The following is a 14136-nucleotide window of genomic DNA, read 5'->3' as shown; positions in this document are numbered from 1 at the left end:
CCTTGGTGTGTTAAAGGCTTTGCAAAAGCTCTTCGATTTGACCTAGCCTTTCTTTTCCAAAGAACATTTCGCTCTTGTCACCAGTCTTTACATAGATCGTTGGAATTCCGAATGCGCCGCGAGCGACAGCTTGGTCGGTATTGTCCATCAATGATTGTTTCACAGTCGGTTCTTGCGTCTTCGACAGTAAATCTGCCGCATCGAGACGCGCGCTGGACAGCGCTTGGCCAATCGCATCGGGATCGGACGCATCAAGCCCATGCTCCCAAATTGCGGGTAGCAACAAATCGAGAAGCTTCAGCCGCTCCGCTGCATCCACGCCGCACAACAGCCGCTGCAATGTCACCGAATTGAAAGGGAATTTCGGATTCATCTTCCAATTGGTCATGCCATGCTTGGCGATGAAACGGTTCATTTCCAGCATTGCATATTCGTTTTTCCCTTTCACTTCGGCATCGCGGATAAAAGGCGGCGCATTGCCGGTTAGCTTGTGCATTCCGCCGAGGAATACTGGCGTGACCAGCAACTCAGAACCATATTTGGCGGCCATATCTTTCAGTGGATAATAGGCGAAATAAGCATTTGGGCTGACGAAATCGAAAATGAGTTCGATAGTTGCATTCAAGGTCTTGGCCATCAGAATTTTTCCTTCCACGGGCGCAAATCTAGCTCATGCGTCCATGCGCTGCGCGGTTGTTTCCATAAGTGAACATATTCAGCGGCGACTGCATCAGGGCTCAGAATTTCCTCCCGCTCGACCCGATCGGCCACGTCTGGGAAATTGGTTCGGGCAAAGGTTCCGTCCATCAGGCCATCGACGATAATGTGCCCAACATGGATACCTTCGCCGCCCAATTCTCGCGCCATGCTTTGCGCAAGCGCCCGCAGCGCGTGTTTGGCCCCGGCAAAGGCGCTGAACCCCGCCGCGCCGCGCAGCGAAGCGGTCGCTCCGGTGAAAAGAATTGAACCATGCCCACGCGGCATCATCCGTTTTGCCGCTTCTCTGCCAGTCAGAAAGCCTGCGAACGCCGCCATTTCCCAAACCTTGCGGTAAACGCGGCTGGTGGTGTCAGTTATCTTGAACGGGACATTTGCCCCAATGTTGAAGACAACGACATCCAACGGCCCGATGTCGCGTTCGATCTGGTCAAACAAGGCGATCATGTCGTCTTCCTCGCGTGCATCAACGCCAAAGCCATGGGCGCAGCCGCCTTCCGCCTCGATTTCGGAGGCCAGCGTTGCCAGCTTCTGTTCGTTACGAGCTCGGCGAGTGAAACACACTTCGAGTCCCTCGCGCGCGAACGCCTTGCAAATACTGGACCCAAGGCCGTCGCCCGCTCCCACGATCAATGCTGCGCGTTTATCTGTTATCGTCTGGCTCCCACCCAAGTTTTCAGGAGCGTATCGCGATATTATACGCCTTACAACCGGCTTTGGAGGCCCCACTAAATCGCTTGCTATTATCGCGAACCGCTCCCACTGTTGCGCCACGCCGACGCGGGCCCACATCTCGGGACGCCCCGCACCCTGTCCGGCGATGTCTCACAGAAAATCGGAATGCTTTCGGTTGTCTTGTCTGAGGCAGATATTGCGGCGACCATGCTGGGGCAGTTTTGACAGCCCACCATGTTCGGTCCGTCAGCAATGGAGCCATCAATGGCCAAGTCACAAAAAAAATCGAGCCGCGAAACCCGCAAACCCAAGGCCGAAAAAGTCAAAACGAACGCCAGCCAGCCCAGCACTAAAGTGGGGCACATCAGAGGCTTGGAGAATATGAAAAACGGCTAGCGGTTAAACACCCGCCGATGCCAGCGCCTGATCCATATCTTCGATTACATCGTCTGCATCTTCCAGCCCAACATTGATCCGCAGCATCCCTTCAAGCACGCCCATTTGCTGGCGATCGTCTTCGCTCATTCCTGCGTGGGTAGTGCTGGCAGGGTGACACATCAGGCTGCGGCTATCGCCGATATTGTTGCTGATATCAATCAGTTGCAGCGCGTCGAGAATGGCGTGGGCCTGTTTGCGCCCCCTCACTACAAAACTGAAAATCGGGCCGCAGGCGTCCATCTGCGTTTGCGCCAGATCGTAGCGCGGATGGCTCGGCAATCCAGGATGGAGCATGGTTCCGCCAGCTTTAGCGATGCGCTCTTCCATAAATTGGCCAAGCTTCAGCGCGTTTTCGCTTTGCTTATGTGCACGCAGGCTGAGCGTTTCGAGACCTTTATGGACAACCCACGCATTGAATGGCGCAAGGTTGGGTCCGGTGTTGCGCTGGAATGGCAGCAGCGTTTCGTTGATGAATTCTTCGGTCCCGCACACTGCACCAGCGAGCACGCGCCCCTGTCCATCCATCAGCTTCGTCGCTGAATAGGCCACTACGTCGGCGCCAAATTCCATCGGCCGCTGGAGCGCTGGCGAACAGAACGCATTGTCGACCACCGTGGTGATGCCGTGCGCTGTCGCCAGCTTGCAGACATAATCCATATCAACAATATCGAGCGTCGGATTGGCCGGGCTTTCAAAGAAGAATACTTTTGTGTTGGGCCGAATTGCCTTATCCCATTCCTGATTATCCGCGCTGTCAATCACTGTCGTCTCAATACCAAAACGCGGCAGCAGATGATCGACCAGCCAACGACACGACCCGAATGCAGCACGTGCGGCGACGCAGTGGTCACCGACCGACAATTGGCACAGCAGCGCCGCTGTCATTGCTGCCATCCCGCTTGCTTGAGTGCGGCAGGCCTCCGCGCCCTCCATGAGGGCGATGCGCTCTTCCAACATTGCGACCGTCGGATTTTGCAACCGGGAATACGTCATCCCCTGCTCTTCACCTGCAAAACGCGCGGCGACAGTGGCGGCATCGTCATATGTATAGCCCGAGGTGAGGAATAGCGCCTCACTCGTTTCGCCATGCTCGCTGCGCCATGTGCCGCCGCGTACGGCCTGTGTTGCGGGGCGCCATTTTTGCGTGACGCTGCGGTCCATTCCGGTGGTCTTTTTCATGAAGCAGCATTTAGGGCCCGGCTTGGCTTGGGGCAAGCGATCGCCATCAGCTTGGTCATTTTTCACCCACGCGTAAGGCCAGCTGGCTATTACGGTGCCACCGCAGATCTGGCATTTCGGATCGATGACGTCGATCTTATAATCCGCCCAGTTACTGTCCAAAAAGGGATATCCACGACGGCGTTTTGAAGAACCAAAATTGTGCGAGCCACCTTGGTCGTCTTGACCACCGCTGGACTTAAGTCCTCTGCGGCAGCTGGCAATATTTAAGGATGCAGCAGCAACAGCAAGGAGTTGAAAGACGAAATCTTGATCAACTAGAAATTACACCGGAAGTAACGGCAACGCCAAACACTATTGAGGCAAAACTACTCCAAAAACCCGGGCCGCAAATTTACCAACGGTAAGTGAAGCTGTCTCAAGCAGTGTTGCCATCATCGGAGTGGCTTTGCCCGGCATTTCGAGGGTGCGGTAATCGAGCATCGTCAGCATGCTTTTCCGCTTCAAACGCTTGCCAGCCATCACGGTCCCGTATCAGCGGGCTCGCGCATTTCTCGCATTTCGTGCGGAAATTCCGGCCGTCATGCCAGACACGGTTGCGGTTCACACGGTGCCCGAAGGTTCTGCAGATCAGTAGCTTAAGCAACTCTAACTCCCTAGAATTCGACGCGGGAACCGCAGAAATCCGCTAAAAACAATATGACATTACCTTGATAGGCGATGTCATTTTCTCGTTACGTAATTTTACGTATTGTAAATGGCCGGAAATTGCATCCCTTCCTAGGATGAATACGACATCATAAGGCGCTTGCAGTCATGTAAAAGGCTCAGTAATCCAGCGGTGATGGCGCTAGCTCCTGAAAATCGAAGCGATCCGTTTGGGTGGACTTTCCTACTCTGCGCCGCCTTCATGTTTTTGTGTTTGGTACGCCTGACAATTCCGTCCTCGCCCTATTTTGACGAAGTGCATTATCTGCCTGCAGCCCGCGCGCTGCTTGATGGTGGCGAGTGGCTAAATCGCGAACATCCATTGCTAGGCAAAGAGATATTAGCACTTGGCATAGCTTCGTTTGGCGACACTGCATTGGGATGGCGCATCTTCCCCTTAATGTGCGGAACGCTAGCCCTGTTCGCGGCGATGCGCGCATTGTGGTTCGCGACATACTCCCGCTTCGCTAGTTTGGCCTATGGCTTACTGCTTGCAACAGGCTTCCTACTGTTCGTCCACACACGGATCGCGATGCTCGACATCTTCATGGTGGCCTTCTTTGCCGTTGCGCTGTGGCAATGCGCGGCTGGGCTGCGCGAACCGGAGACGGCTCAATGGCGGCTCGCTCTGGCGGGAATTGCAATCGGGCTTTCGATGGCTTCAAAGTGGAATGTACTGGTGGTGGCAATGCTACCGGGGTTGGCATTTTTGGGCGCAAGGCTTGCGGCTAGCCGGCGGAGATTGTTGCTCAGCAAGCGCGGAATTCCGATAGCCGGAATGTCCCTGATACAGGCCGGTTTCTTGCTCGGCTTGCTGCCCTTGTTTGTCTATTGGCTGACCTACATTCCGGCATATTTTTATGACGATAATATACTGGAAATAGGCGGGTTCATCCAGCATCACCAAACCATGCTGGAACTTCAACAATCACTCAAGACCCCGCATAATTATCAAAGCAATTGGCCCGACTGGCTGCTGAATTTGCGGGCTATCTGGTACTTGTATGAACCGGTCGATGGGGCGCAACGCGGGGTCATGTTGATCGGCAATCCGCTCACAATGCTCCTCGGTCTCCCTGCGATGGCTTGGGCTGTATGGGCAGGAACCAAGCGCCGTCGATGGGACTTAATCGCGATTGTATCGTTGTTCGCGGTCAGCCTGGGCATGTGGCTGTTCGTGGGAAAGCCGATCCAGTTTTACTATCACTATTTCCTGCCAAGCTGCTTCCTTCTAGCTTCGTTGGCAATGGCGCTGGATGAACTGTGGCAAGGTGGTAATCGCTGGATGCCATTATCAGCCTTGGCAGGAAGTCTGGGAATCTTCGCGTGTTTCTACCCTATCCTCAGCGCATCGCCACTGGATGGAGTGGCCGCTTTCGAGACATGGACCTGGATCGAGGGGTGGCGATAATCGCCAACAAGCGATGTTGTCAGAACCGGCCCCAAACGAATCGACTGGATAGGGCGTAGTTCCATACCGAGCCGATAATAATCCCCGCGAGGGTGGCCAGCGCCCAATGGATGCCGCGCGCCTCCAGCAATGTTGCCACCGCGACATTAGCGAAAGCCCCGATTGAACAAGTCAGGCAGAAACCAAGCCATCCCTTAACGACTGCGTATGCGCCCTTCAGCCGCTGATCGCGGTAAGTCAGCCAATTGTTGAGCCAGAAGTTAAAGCTCATTGCGACAAATGTCGCGATAATCGCGGCCATGGCAAAACTGCGACCCAGCGTCAGATAAAGCAGCGCGACAGTTGCGAAATGCACGGCCACACCCAGCGCGCCAACGCTGCCAAACATCGCGAACCTTGTGGGGATAAGTTGCCCGAAAGTCCGCTCATACATGCCGACCAGAAATTCAAAAGCCACTGCCCGGTCCAACTTGCTTTCACCCGTCAACCGCTCACCGAATTTGAGCGGGAATTCTGTGACCCGAAGCGGGGGCTTGGAGGCCGCCAGAATATCCAGCAATATCTTGAAGCCGATGCCTGACAAAAAAGGCGCAAGGTCGCGAACCCGTTTGGTTTCGATCAGGAAATAACCGCTCATCGGATCGGTCAGTCTGGTTCCGGTAATCCGGCGCGCAATTCTGTTGGCCCAGCCAGATGCCTGTTCCCGCCGGACACTGCCCAGTCCATCCGCGCTACCGCCTTCCGCGAACCGCGAGGCAATTGCGATGTCAGCTTGGCCAAGCCTCACCTCGTCCAGCATATCCATCAGCAGCGCCGGATCATGCTGATGGTCGGCGTCCATCACAGCGACATGTTCCGCCGACGTGGCGCACATTCCCTCAATTGCGGCAGAGGCTAGGCCGCGCCTGCCAATACGCTGGATCACCCGAATACGAGGGTCGGACCGCGCCATCCGTCGAGCCAATTCAGCGGTCCCATCTTCGCTGTCATCATCAACGATTATCGCTTCCCAACCATCAGGGCCGAGTGCACCGCGAATGCGTTCAATCAGCGAGACGAGATTGTCGCGCTCGTTCAGCGTCGGCAGAACAATTCCGAGCGCCAGAGTTGGTATCAAATCCGGCGGCTCGGTTGGGGTCACAGCCGCTCCAGCACGGCATCGCCAATTGCACTGGTGCCAAGCTTGCCGCCTAAATCACCCCCGCGAATTCCATCTGCCAGTGCCATCGCCACCGCTGCCTCGATCCGCGCAGCCTGCGCCTCGTCACCGAAGGAATGACGCAGCATCATTGCTGCCGAAAGGATGGTCGCCATCGGATTGGCTTTACCCTGCCCCGCAATATCCGGGGCGCTGCCATGGATCGGCTCATACAGGCCAAAAGTGCCAAAATCCGTTTCCCGTTCGCCCAAAGACGCACTGGCCAGCAAGCCGATCGACCCGACGCACATGCTGGCCAGATCCGACAGAATATCACCGAACAGGTTGCCCGTAAGAATGACATCGAACTGGCCGGGGTCTTTAACCAACTGCATCGCGGCATTATCGACATAAAGGTGGCTTAGTTCGACATCGGGATATTCGGCCGCAGTCTCAATGACAACGTCGCGCCACAATTGGCTGGTTTCCAAGACATTTGCCTTATCCACACTGCACAATCTGGAGCTTCGCTTGCGAGCAGCCTGGAAGCCCGAATTGGCAATCCGGCGAACCTCGCTTTCGGAATAGGACATCATGTCCCATCCTTCACGCTGACCATCGGCGGTGGTGCGCATTCCCTTATCGCCAAAATAAACGTCGCCGTTCAATTCGCGCACGATCAACATGTCAATTGTCCGAGCCAATTCCGGGCGCAGGCCGGACATGTCTTCCAAACCGGCAAATACGGTTGCAGGGCGAAGATTGGAGAACAGGCCAAGCTCCGAACGCAAGCCAAGCACCGCCTGTTCAGGCCTCAAATGCCGCTCCAGATTATCGCAAGACGGATCACCGACGGCGCCGAACAATATTGCATCGGCAGCCTTGGCCATGGCGAGCGTTTCTTGCGGCAATGGATGGCCGTGGCGGTGATAGGCAATCGCACCGACATCGCCTTCAAACAGCGTCAGTCCGGGCAAATCGAGCGCCTCTAGAACACGCACTGCCTCCCGCGTTACTTCGGAGCCGATTCCGTCACCTGGAAAAACCGCTATTTTCATGATTCAACCTGCCCGTTTATCTTCGCCAACCGCTCTCTCAGCAGCGTACGGGCGGACATAACATCGGCGTATCGGTCAGCAAGCAAGTAGTTCTCTATCGGCTTAAACAATCTATCGAAATGCGCCAACGCATCGGCAAAATCGGAATGATGCGGTGGAGGCCCGCCTCCATAACCAAGCTCTCGCAAAAGCAGCGTTTCATAGCTGACCAGACCGGACAGCCAGCCCCGGGCAGAAGGCGCGCCGCAGATCGCATCAAGCACCGCTTTTAGGGCAAGATATAGGCTCGGATAGGCGTTGCGCTCGGGCAGGACGGTGGCGGTTAGCGCAGTCGCCCAATTGATCGCCGCAGCCGCGAGTGGTTCGCCCAGCCAGGGACCGCGGCTCCTGATTAGTTCAAGTTTGGCAAAGGGCAGTTGGTTCTCAGATTTGGACCGCAAATCCATTTCAACCAGATTGCCGGGAATAACCACAGGCCTGAGAACGCGTCCTCTCCCTCCGGCAATATAGGCGGCAACCATGCCCTCATACTCTGTCAGCATTCGCGCTATCACCGCCGTTTCGCCATGCGAACGGGCAGAGAGCAGAATGGCTGGCGCACGAAGGTTCATTGCGCTGGTTTGTAACAGGTAGTGCGGTGTAGCAAGGGCAGCTCGATGTGAGCTGGATTACTTTGCCTTCTTGCCTTCAAGCGCAGCCAGTCTTTCAGACAGATTTTCGTTTTCTTCCCGAGCCTTGGCAGCCATTTCTTTGACCGCGTCGAATTCTTCACGGCTAACGAAATCCATTCCGCCCATCGCTTCTTTCATCCGGTCGCGCGCGCTTTCGCGAGCCTCGCGAGTCATGCCGGCGAAAGTGCCTGCAGCGCTGTTGGCGAGTTTGACGAGGTCGGAGATTATCGGGTTCTGGCTTTGCATGGCCGCTATTTGGGCGTTTGCACGCGAGCCGACAACCCTAAATTTCGATCCGCTGTATTGCTCCGGTTGGTTCCGCGCCGTCCGATTCTGGGTTTAACTGCAGGAACTCATAATTCAGCAGCGTCGCAAAGCACACCCATGCGAGGTAGGGCAGCAGCAATATTGCAGCCAATTTTCGCACCCGCCAAAATAGCGCGATTGTTACGATTACCACGGCGGCGAGCAAGCCAATGACCACAAGCGCGGCGGTAATTTGGTGGAGGCCAAAAAACACCGGGGACCATGCTAGGTTCAAAACAAATTGCACAGCGAAAGCGGCCAACGCGGCGGTTCGCCCTCTCGCCCCCCAAGCCGCACACACTAGCGCCAGTGCGATACCCATCATCACATATAGAACGCTCCACACGATACCGAACCATTTCGGTTCAGGAAAAATGTCGGGCTTGATCAGCGATTCGAACCACAGGCTATCGGGACTTCCACCAAATACGCCGGACAGGAAACCGAGCAGCAAGCAGGCGGGCACGGTAAACAATGCCCAACGGAAAAAGCTGGCTCTCAACTGACCTTTTGAGGCAAGGACGTTCATGTAGTCTCCCAAACCGAATCGCTATGGCAGGACTTTGGCGATGCACCATCGATGCCGCAATGGTGCAAATCGATTTGTTCCGCAGCGGGAAAGATCAAACTGGTGCCGGGATTGGTCCAGCAGCTCTGCGAAGTGCCGAAATCAGGAATTCGACATTGCCTTCGGGGCCAGTAATCGGGCTGCGGGTGATGCCGTCAATCTGCCACCCTTCTTCCGTCAGCCACGCATGCACTTCGTTGCAAACACGCTGATGCAATGTCTCGTCGCGGATAACGCCGCCTCTACCCACTTCGCCGCGCTCGACTTCGAACTGGGGTTTGATAAGCGCCACCAACCGACAATCGGGCTGAGCCAATTTTAGTGGAGTTTCCAGGACTTTACGAAGCGAAATGAAGGATGCATCGCAAACCACCCAGCTATAAGGGCGTGATGCGATTTGCGGCATATCGGAGGTCAGAATCCGCGCGCTGGTCTGCTCCATCACGGTTACGCGGGGATCCTGACGCAGTTTCCACGACAGCTGATTGGTGCCCGAATCTACCGCAATGACATGTTCCGCCCCGCCCTGCAGTAAGACATCTGTGAACCCGCCGGTTGAGCTGCCAACATCCATCGCGGTAACGCCAGCTGGGTCCAACGTAAATTCTTCTATCGCATGGGCCAGCTTGATTCCGCCCCGGCTAACCCATGGATGATCGCGTCCGCGCACGTCCAGCGGCGCGTCCTCCGGCAATTGCTGGCCCGATTTGGCCATTTTGGTCTCACCGGAAAACACCAGCCCCGCCATCACGAGCGCCTGCGCACGGGTCCGGCTTTCCACCAATCCCCGCTCCACAAGCATTTGATCGAGACGTCTTTTCTTGGCCATGAATCCGCTTCTTTGATGGACCTGAAGGGCGATAGCGCGCATTGTGTTCAGAAGAAACCTGTGACCTTTCGGAGCTACCGTGAAAAAACTGCGCGCCCTTGCTGCCTTGCCTTTGTTTACCGCCGCATGCTGCGCGCCTGTACCGGAGCCCGCGCCAACGCCAACACCTGTGCAAGTCAGCGCTCCGGCCCCTACGCCTCCCCCGATAGTAAATGAACCAACTTATGAAAATTGGGCCGATGCCCCGCAGACAGTCGGCGATTGGAGCTATCAGGACGGAACCGGGCTAAGTTATGCGACATTCAGCCAGCCGGGTCAGCCTGCACGCTTCGGCATCGAATGCCAGAAATCAACGCGCATAATTCGCTTGGTTCGCGGCACCAGCGCAGCCGCACCCAGCCCGATGCGTATTCGCACCGAAACGGCAGAGCGTTTGCTGACAGCCTCGCCTGATAGTAGCGGCCGGCCAATGTTAATCTCCAGCATCCCGGCGCGTGATAATCTGCTCGATGCGATCGCGCTCAGCCGGGGCCGCTTTGCCGTTGAAACAGGTGGGTTGGAAACGCTGTATCTCCCGTCATGGCCGGAAATCAGCCGTGTAATCGAAGATTGCCGCTAACCCAAACCTGACGAAGCCCACAAATTGTTACGTGGGAAAAGAGCAATTTAGGTCTTGCAATACACTGAATAACGACTCACATTGGCAACAAGGCCAGCGGCGAACGCGGTCTTGGACCTCCCTGTGATGGGCGGGTTCTGGCTTTCAAGCGCGAAAGGAGGTGATCCGATGTCTCATGGTTCAGTATTATTGGGGTCGGTTAAGTTCCACACGAGGAACTATCAGGTTTAACACCTGATAGAGTTTTCGTGGGCGGCACTTCCGGCCGCTGACCATGCGAAAGGCGGTACTCAGCTTAGCTGGGGCCGCCTTTCACATTTCTATCCTTAGCCCCTCTAGCGGCGGGTGGGATGTATCCGTATTTTTGCTTTCCTCACATAAGCTCTGGCGGGCGATCACGCCAGGCGTTTGAGGGATCAGCACGAAAGACTCTCTCGCTTGCGGAACACAACAACTCCCACTAATCGGCGCGCATGCAATTCAAGACTCTGCCCCACCCCACCCCTACGCCCGCCAAGACGCGTGACGCAGCGCTCGCCGATCCCGGTTTCGGAAAGCTGTTTTCCGATCATATGGTGGTAATCGACTACCTAGAAGGGAAAGGCTGGCACAATGCCACCGTCGGACCGCGCGAAGCGATCAGCCTCGATCCCGCTGCATCGGTGCTGCATTACGCGCAGGAAATCTTCGAAGGTATGAAGGCCTATAAGCAGGAAGATGGCAGCATCGCCCTGTTCCGGCCCGAAGAAAATGCTCGCCGTTTCAACGACAGTGCCGACCGGATGGCAATGCCGCGCATTCCAGAAGAGTTGTTCCTCGAAGCTGTCCGCCAGCAAGTTGCCGCCGACAGCGACTGGTTCCCGACTGTCGATGGGGGCTCGCTGTATCTGCGCCCCTTCATGTTCGCCAGCGAGGCGTTTCTGGGTGTGCGTCCAGCGAAGGAATACAAGTTCATCGTAATCGCCAGTCCGGCGGGCAATTACTTCAAATCGGGCGTGCCAGCGGTTAAAATCTGGGTTGCGCAGGATTATGTCCGCGCGGCCAAAGGTGGAACTGGTGCCGCCAAAACCGGAGGCAATTACGCTGCCAGCCTCGTCCCGCAAGCCGAAGCGATTGCCAAAGGCTGCGACCAAGTTGTGTTCCTCGACGCGGTCGAACGTAAGTGGATTGAGGAATTGGGCGGCATGAATCTGTTCTTCGTGATGGAGGACGGAAGCGTCATCACCCCGCCACTGACTGGCACAATCCTACCGGGGATTACGCGCAACAGCCTGATCCAATTGATGCGTGAAGAGGGGCTAACGGTTCGCGAAGAACTCTACAGTATCGACCAGTGGAAAGCCGACGCAGAAAGCGGTAAGCTGCTGGAAACAATGGCCTGTGGAACTGCGGCTGTGGTGACTCCGGTCGGCACTGTCGCCAGTCACGATGGAGAATTTACCATCGGCAGCGGAGGACCTGGGCAACTGACCTCAAAATTACGAAAGCGGCTCGTTGGAATACAGCGCGGTCAGGAAGCTGACACGCATGGCTGGGTTATGAAGCTCGATTGATTACTCAACCGCCCCGCTGCATTGTTCCGCTGTTAAAGCAGGGAAATAATTTTCGCGCGCTGTGCCATCAATATGGGATAGCCGCTCAGTAGGCACCTTCACCACAAGGCCTGAGTTTTTTAGACGGTAATCGTAGATTGCTCCAAGCAATCCAGCCATTGGATCGCCCCAGACGCAGGCGCCGAGGGCATCAAAACCGACCGCTAAACCCTCGCCCATACTGCACGTCCAGCGACCGACACGCACCTCAACTTGCCCGTCATGGCGTTTGCCTTCTCGCGGCAACACATATTCGGTCCACTGCCTTGCTATGCCGGTCGAACGCATTTCTCCTGGAAGCGAATGGCTTCGATCAGGAGACGGCTCGTTAACGAACCACCCCATTATTGCGCGTGCGACAATTGTGTTGCCGCCGCCGGGCGTGTTGCGCAGATCGAGCGTGACTTTCTGCTCCGCCTCAATACTTGCCATGATCGCATCGAATTCCTCAATTGCTGCGCTGTCACCCAGAGAATCTTCAATCCGGATTACGGCACCCTCGACATCGTTTTTTATGAGCTTAACCCGCTGATCGGTGCGCTCGCGGGAATAAAGCGATGCCAAACTCACTGACCGTTCGCCCATTCCGTCCCGCGCGATTGTCATGCTACGGCTGCTGTCCCGCCGTCCAGCGGCGAGTATGCGCGCAGCAAAGCCATTGCGCTGGTCATCGCCTGTTTCACCCAAATCGGTCCAGAAATTGGCAACCGCAGAGTTGATTGGTTCATCTCCAATCCGAGTGAGAATATCGCTTGCTTCAATCCCAGCCTCTTGGGCCGGAGACGCTGCCCTGACCTGAGTCACGATGTAGCGGCCCTCCTCAAACTCAATCCACATGTCGGAGAACGATGGGATGACGGCGTAGCTATCGTTCAATGACGATCCGGTAATCGCATGATGATCGGACAGCAGGAACAAAGCACGTTCTGTAAATACCAATAGCTCACGCCGGTTCGTGACCGCTTCAGCTTCCGCTTGCAACCGGGCACTAAGAACGAAACTGTCGTCCACAAGCCGTTCCCGATAGGCGTAGGCTTCATTGATCAGACCTGCCAGCGAAGCCGCATCGGCCTTGAGATCATCGGCGTTGTCTTATGCTGCCAAAGGGGCTGTTGGCACAGCTGAAAAAAGGCACCCGCAATGGCAAGTCGAGCGAATTTTGAAGCAATCATCGACTAAGCTTACATGCTCCCTATTTCATGTCCACCGGCCTTCCCGCTTATCCTTTGATTTACGTCGCCCTAATCATCGCACTCACTCAATCGCTCTCTAATCGCGTCGATCAGCCAGCTCGTGGCTGGCCCCGGCCGAGCATCACGCCGCCACATCGCGCTCAGCGTATAGGCATTGCCGGGCTTTTCGGGCAGGTCGAGCTCCACTAGTGCACCGCTTTCCAGATTGTCAGCGACCATATGGCGCGGCATATTGCCCCAGCCGATACCCTCTTTCAGCAAGATATGCTTTGCGCCCAAATCGGCCAGCCGCCAGCTCTGCGCGCTAAGTACGGAAAACTCACGCCCTTCGGTCAGCGGTGAACGGTCGGACAACACCAGCTGCAGATGCTTTCGGCTTTCACCCGCAACTACATCAGCTTGGGCAAGCGGATGATCGGGAGCAGCGACGGGTATCAATTCGATCTGTCCGATTGCTTGTCTGTCCAAATCGGGATGATCGCCAACCACTGGCCCCGCCACAGCCAACTGCGCCTCGCTAGTCAGCAAACACGCAGCGACCGCGCCCAAGGCCTCGACATTGAGGCGTATCGCCACGGTGGGGAACTTTGCCCGAAATTCGCGCAGCACATACGCGGTCACCTCGCCAGGGACCATGACATCCAACACCAGCGAAACATCGCTCTCCAGCCCCGAATGCAAGCTGCGGGTTTTGGCAAGCAAACCATCAACCTCTGATGTGATCGATCGTGCCTCTGCTAGCAGGCCTTTGCCCGCTTCGGTTAACACCGGCCTGCGTGAGCCTTCCCGCGCAAATAGCGAGACGCCCAATTGGCCCTCCATCTGGGCAATCCCGTAACTGATCGCCGATATCGCGCGGCCCATGCGCCGTGCAGCGCCGCCAAAACTACCCTCCTCCTCCACCGCAAGGAAGATACGCAATTGATCGAGCGTGGGCTCGCTAATCTTCATTGTTCTGAATATCCGAACATCTTATGCGTTTTTATCGCAGTTTTCCGAATTAAAAACAAGACCTATCTCCACCTCAACACAGC

The 14136-nt window shown here is 56.0% G+C and carries 16 protein-coding genes; 4 read left to right on the top strand and 12 right to left on the bottom strand.

Features of this window, described 5'->3' with window-relative positions; translation table 11 throughout:
• Positions 1–10: 10 nt before the first annotated feature.
• Together GRI36_RS06920 and GRI36_RS06915 are read right to left on the bottom strand one after the other, a co-directional pair.
• The gene (locus GRI36_RS06920) at positions 11–637 is read right to left on the bottom strand and encodes a 2-hydroxychromene-2-carboxylate isomerase (RefSeq protein ID WP_235902185.1); all 627 of its coding nucleotides are present in this window, start codon (positions 635–637) and stop codon (positions 11–13) included.
• Entirely contained in the window at positions 637–1509 is an 873-nt protein-coding gene (locus tag GRI36_RS06915; RefSeq protein ID WP_160597793.1) for an SDR family NAD(P)-dependent oxidoreductase, read from the bottom strand. The genes GRI36_RS06920 and GRI36_RS06915 overlap by 1 nt, the downstream gene beginning before the upstream one ends.
• A 147-nt stretch (positions 1510–1656) precedes the next feature.
• On the opposite strand from GRI36_RS06915, the gene GRI36_RS13945 reads away from it, so the two are divergent.
• Positions 1657–1788: a hypothetical protein gene (locus GRI36_RS13945; RefSeq protein ID WP_268893847.1), complete on the top strand. Its 132-nt coding sequence runs from the start codon at positions 1657–1659 to the stop codon at positions 1786–1788.
• Between the two features lie 3 nt (positions 1789–1791).
• Here GRI36_RS13945 and GRI36_RS06910 read toward each other — a convergent pair whose 3' ends face one another.
• Entirely contained in the window at positions 1792–3009 is a 1218-nt protein-coding gene (locus GRI36_RS06910) for a trans-sulfuration enzyme family protein (protein WP_160597792.1), read from the bottom strand.
• A 354-nt stretch (positions 3010–3363) separates the two neighbouring features.
• Complete coding sequence (locus GRI36_RS06905) at positions 3364–3531, bottom strand: hypothetical protein (RefSeq protein WP_160597791.1); 168 nt, start codon at positions 3529–3531, stop codon at positions 3364–3366.
• A 388-nt stretch (positions 3532–3919) separates the two neighbouring features.
• Between GRI36_RS06905 and GRI36_RS06900 the strand changes: the two genes are divergently transcribed.
• On the top strand, positions 3920–5128 hold the full coding sequence (locus GRI36_RS06900; RefSeq protein WP_235902184.1) for a phospholipid carrier-dependent glycosyltransferase: 1209 nt from the start codon (positions 3920–3922) through the stop codon (positions 5126–5128).
• Between the two features lie 19 nt (positions 5129–5147).
• Here GRI36_RS06900 and GRI36_RS06895 read toward each other — a convergent pair whose 3' ends face one another.
• The 6 genes from GRI36_RS06895 to GRI36_RS06870 all read right to left on the bottom strand — a co-directional run bounded on the left by GRI36_RS06895 (position 5148) and on the right by GRI36_RS06870 (position 9698).
• A complete protein-coding gene (locus GRI36_RS06895; RefSeq protein WP_328598361.1) occupies positions 5148–6269 on the bottom strand; it encodes a glycosyltransferase family 2 protein in 1122 nt (373 codons plus the stop codon).
• Positions 6266–7324 (bottom strand): 3-isopropylmalate dehydrogenase, encoded by a 1059-nt coding sequence (leuB, locus tag GRI36_RS06890; RefSeq protein WP_160597789.1) that lies wholly within the window; start codon positions 7322–7324, stop codon positions 6266–6268. Before leuB ends, GRI36_RS06895 begins: the two co-directional genes overlap by 4 nt.
• Positions 7321–7935: a DNA repair protein RecO gene (gene recO, locus GRI36_RS06885; RefSeq protein ID WP_160597788.1), complete on the bottom strand. Its 615-nt coding sequence runs from the start codon at positions 7933–7935 to the stop codon at positions 7321–7323. Before recO ends, leuB begins: the two co-directional genes overlap by 4 nt.
• Before the next feature lie 57 nt (positions 7936–7992).
• The gene (locus tag GRI36_RS06880) at positions 7993–8241 is read right to left on the bottom strand and encodes an accessory factor UbiK family protein (RefSeq protein ID WP_160597787.1); all 249 of its coding nucleotides are present in this window, start codon (positions 8239–8241) and stop codon (positions 7993–7995) included.
• 37 nt (positions 8242–8278) lie between these two features.
• Entirely contained in the window at positions 8279–8830 is a 552-nt protein-coding gene (locus tag GRI36_RS06875; RefSeq protein ID WP_160597786.1) for a TspO/MBR family protein, read from the bottom strand.
• 94 nt (positions 8831–8924) lie between these two features.
• Positions 8925–9698 carry a TlyA family RNA methyltransferase gene (locus tag GRI36_RS06870; RefSeq protein WP_160597785.1) on the bottom strand — a complete coding sequence of 258 codons (774 nt, stop codon included), beginning with the start codon at positions 9696–9698 and terminating at the stop codon, positions 8925–8927.
• A 79-nt stretch (positions 9699–9777) separates the two neighbouring features.
• Between GRI36_RS06870 and GRI36_RS06865 the strand changes: the two genes are divergently transcribed.
• Both GRI36_RS06865 and GRI36_RS06860 read left to right on the top strand, forming a co-directional pair.
• A complete protein-coding gene (locus GRI36_RS06865; RefSeq protein WP_160597784.1) occupies positions 9778–10317 on the top strand; it encodes a hypothetical protein in 540 nt (179 codons plus the stop codon).
• Between the two features lie 473 nt (positions 10318–10790).
• Positions 10791–11870: a branched-chain amino acid aminotransferase gene (locus tag GRI36_RS06860; protein ID WP_160597783.1), complete on the top strand. Its 1080-nt coding sequence runs from the start codon at positions 10791–10793 to the stop codon at positions 11868–11870.
• Here GRI36_RS06860 and GRI36_RS14025 read toward each other — a convergent pair whose 3' ends face one another.
• Positions 11871–12920, bottom strand: coding sequence for a S41 family peptidase (locus GRI36_RS14025; RefSeq protein WP_160597782.1), 1050 nt, complete (start codon positions 12918–12920; stop codon positions 11871–11873).
• Positions 12921–13150: 230 nt separating this feature from the next.
• Positions 13151–14053, bottom strand: coding sequence for a LysR family transcriptional regulator (locus tag GRI36_RS06850; protein WP_160597781.1), 903 nt, complete (start codon positions 14051–14053; stop codon positions 13151–13153).
• Between the last annotated feature and the right edge of the window lie 83 nt (positions 14054–14136).

The organism is Pontixanthobacter gangjinensis (assembly GCF_009827545.1).
GTDB lineage: Bacteria > Pseudomonadota > Alphaproteobacteria > Sphingomonadales > Sphingomonadaceae > Pontixanthobacter > Pontixanthobacter gangjinensis.
This window is presented reverse-complemented; position numbering and strand designations above follow the sequence as displayed.

What these genes read in the sequence shown, in the direction of transcription:
- GRI36_RS06920 (WP_235902185.1), bottom strand. Translation starts at nt 637, where the DNA reads ATGGCCAAGACCTTGAATGCAACTATCGAACTCATTTTCGATTTCGTC.
- GRI36_RS06915 (WP_160597793.1), bottom strand. Translation starts at nt 1,509, where the DNA reads ATGTGGGCCCGCGTCGGCGTGGCGCAACAGTGGGAGCGGTTCGCGATA.
- GRI36_RS13945 (WP_268893847.1), top strand. Translation starts at nt 1,657, where the DNA reads ATGGCCAAGTCACAAAAAAAATCGAGCCGCGAAACCCGCAAACCCAAG.
- GRI36_RS06910 (WP_160597792.1), bottom strand. Translation starts at nt 3,009, where the DNA reads ATGAAAAAGACCACCGGAATGGACCGCAGCGTCACGCAAAAATGGCGC.
- GRI36_RS06905 (WP_160597791.1), bottom strand. Translation starts at nt 3,531, where the DNA reads ATGGCTGGCAAGCGTTTGAAGCGGAAAAGCATGCTGACGATGCTCGAT.
- GRI36_RS06900 (WP_235902184.1), top strand. Translation starts at nt 3,920, where the DNA reads ATGTTTTTGTGTTTGGTACGCCTGACAATTCCGTCCTCGCCCTATTTT.
- leuB (WP_160597789.1), bottom strand. Translation starts at nt 7,324, where the DNA reads ATGAAAATAGCGGTTTTTCCAGGTGACGGAATCGGCTCCGAAGTAACG.
- recO (WP_160597788.1), bottom strand. Translation starts at nt 7,935, where the DNA reads ATGAACCTTCGTGCGCCAGCCATTCTGCTCTCTGCCCGTTCGCATGGC.
- GRI36_RS06880 (WP_160597787.1), bottom strand. Translation starts at nt 8,241, where the DNA reads ATGCAAAGCCAGAACCCGATAATCTCCGACCTCGTCAAACTCGCCAAC.
- GRI36_RS06875 (WP_160597786.1), bottom strand. Translation starts at nt 8,830, where the DNA reads ATGAACGTCCTTGCCTCAAAAGGTCAGTTGAGAGCCAGCTTTTTCCGT.
- GRI36_RS06870 (WP_160597785.1), bottom strand. Translation starts at nt 9,698, where the DNA reads ATGGCCAAGAAAAGACGTCTCGATCAAATGCTTGTGGAGCGGGGATTG.
- GRI36_RS06860 (WP_160597783.1), top strand. Translation starts at nt 10,791, where the DNA reads ATGCAATTCAAGACTCTGCCCCACCCCACCCCTACGCCCGCCAAGACG.
- GRI36_RS06850 (WP_160597781.1), bottom strand. Translation starts at nt 14,053, where the DNA reads ATGAAGATTAGCGAGCCCACGCTCGATCAATTGCGTATCTTCCTTGCG.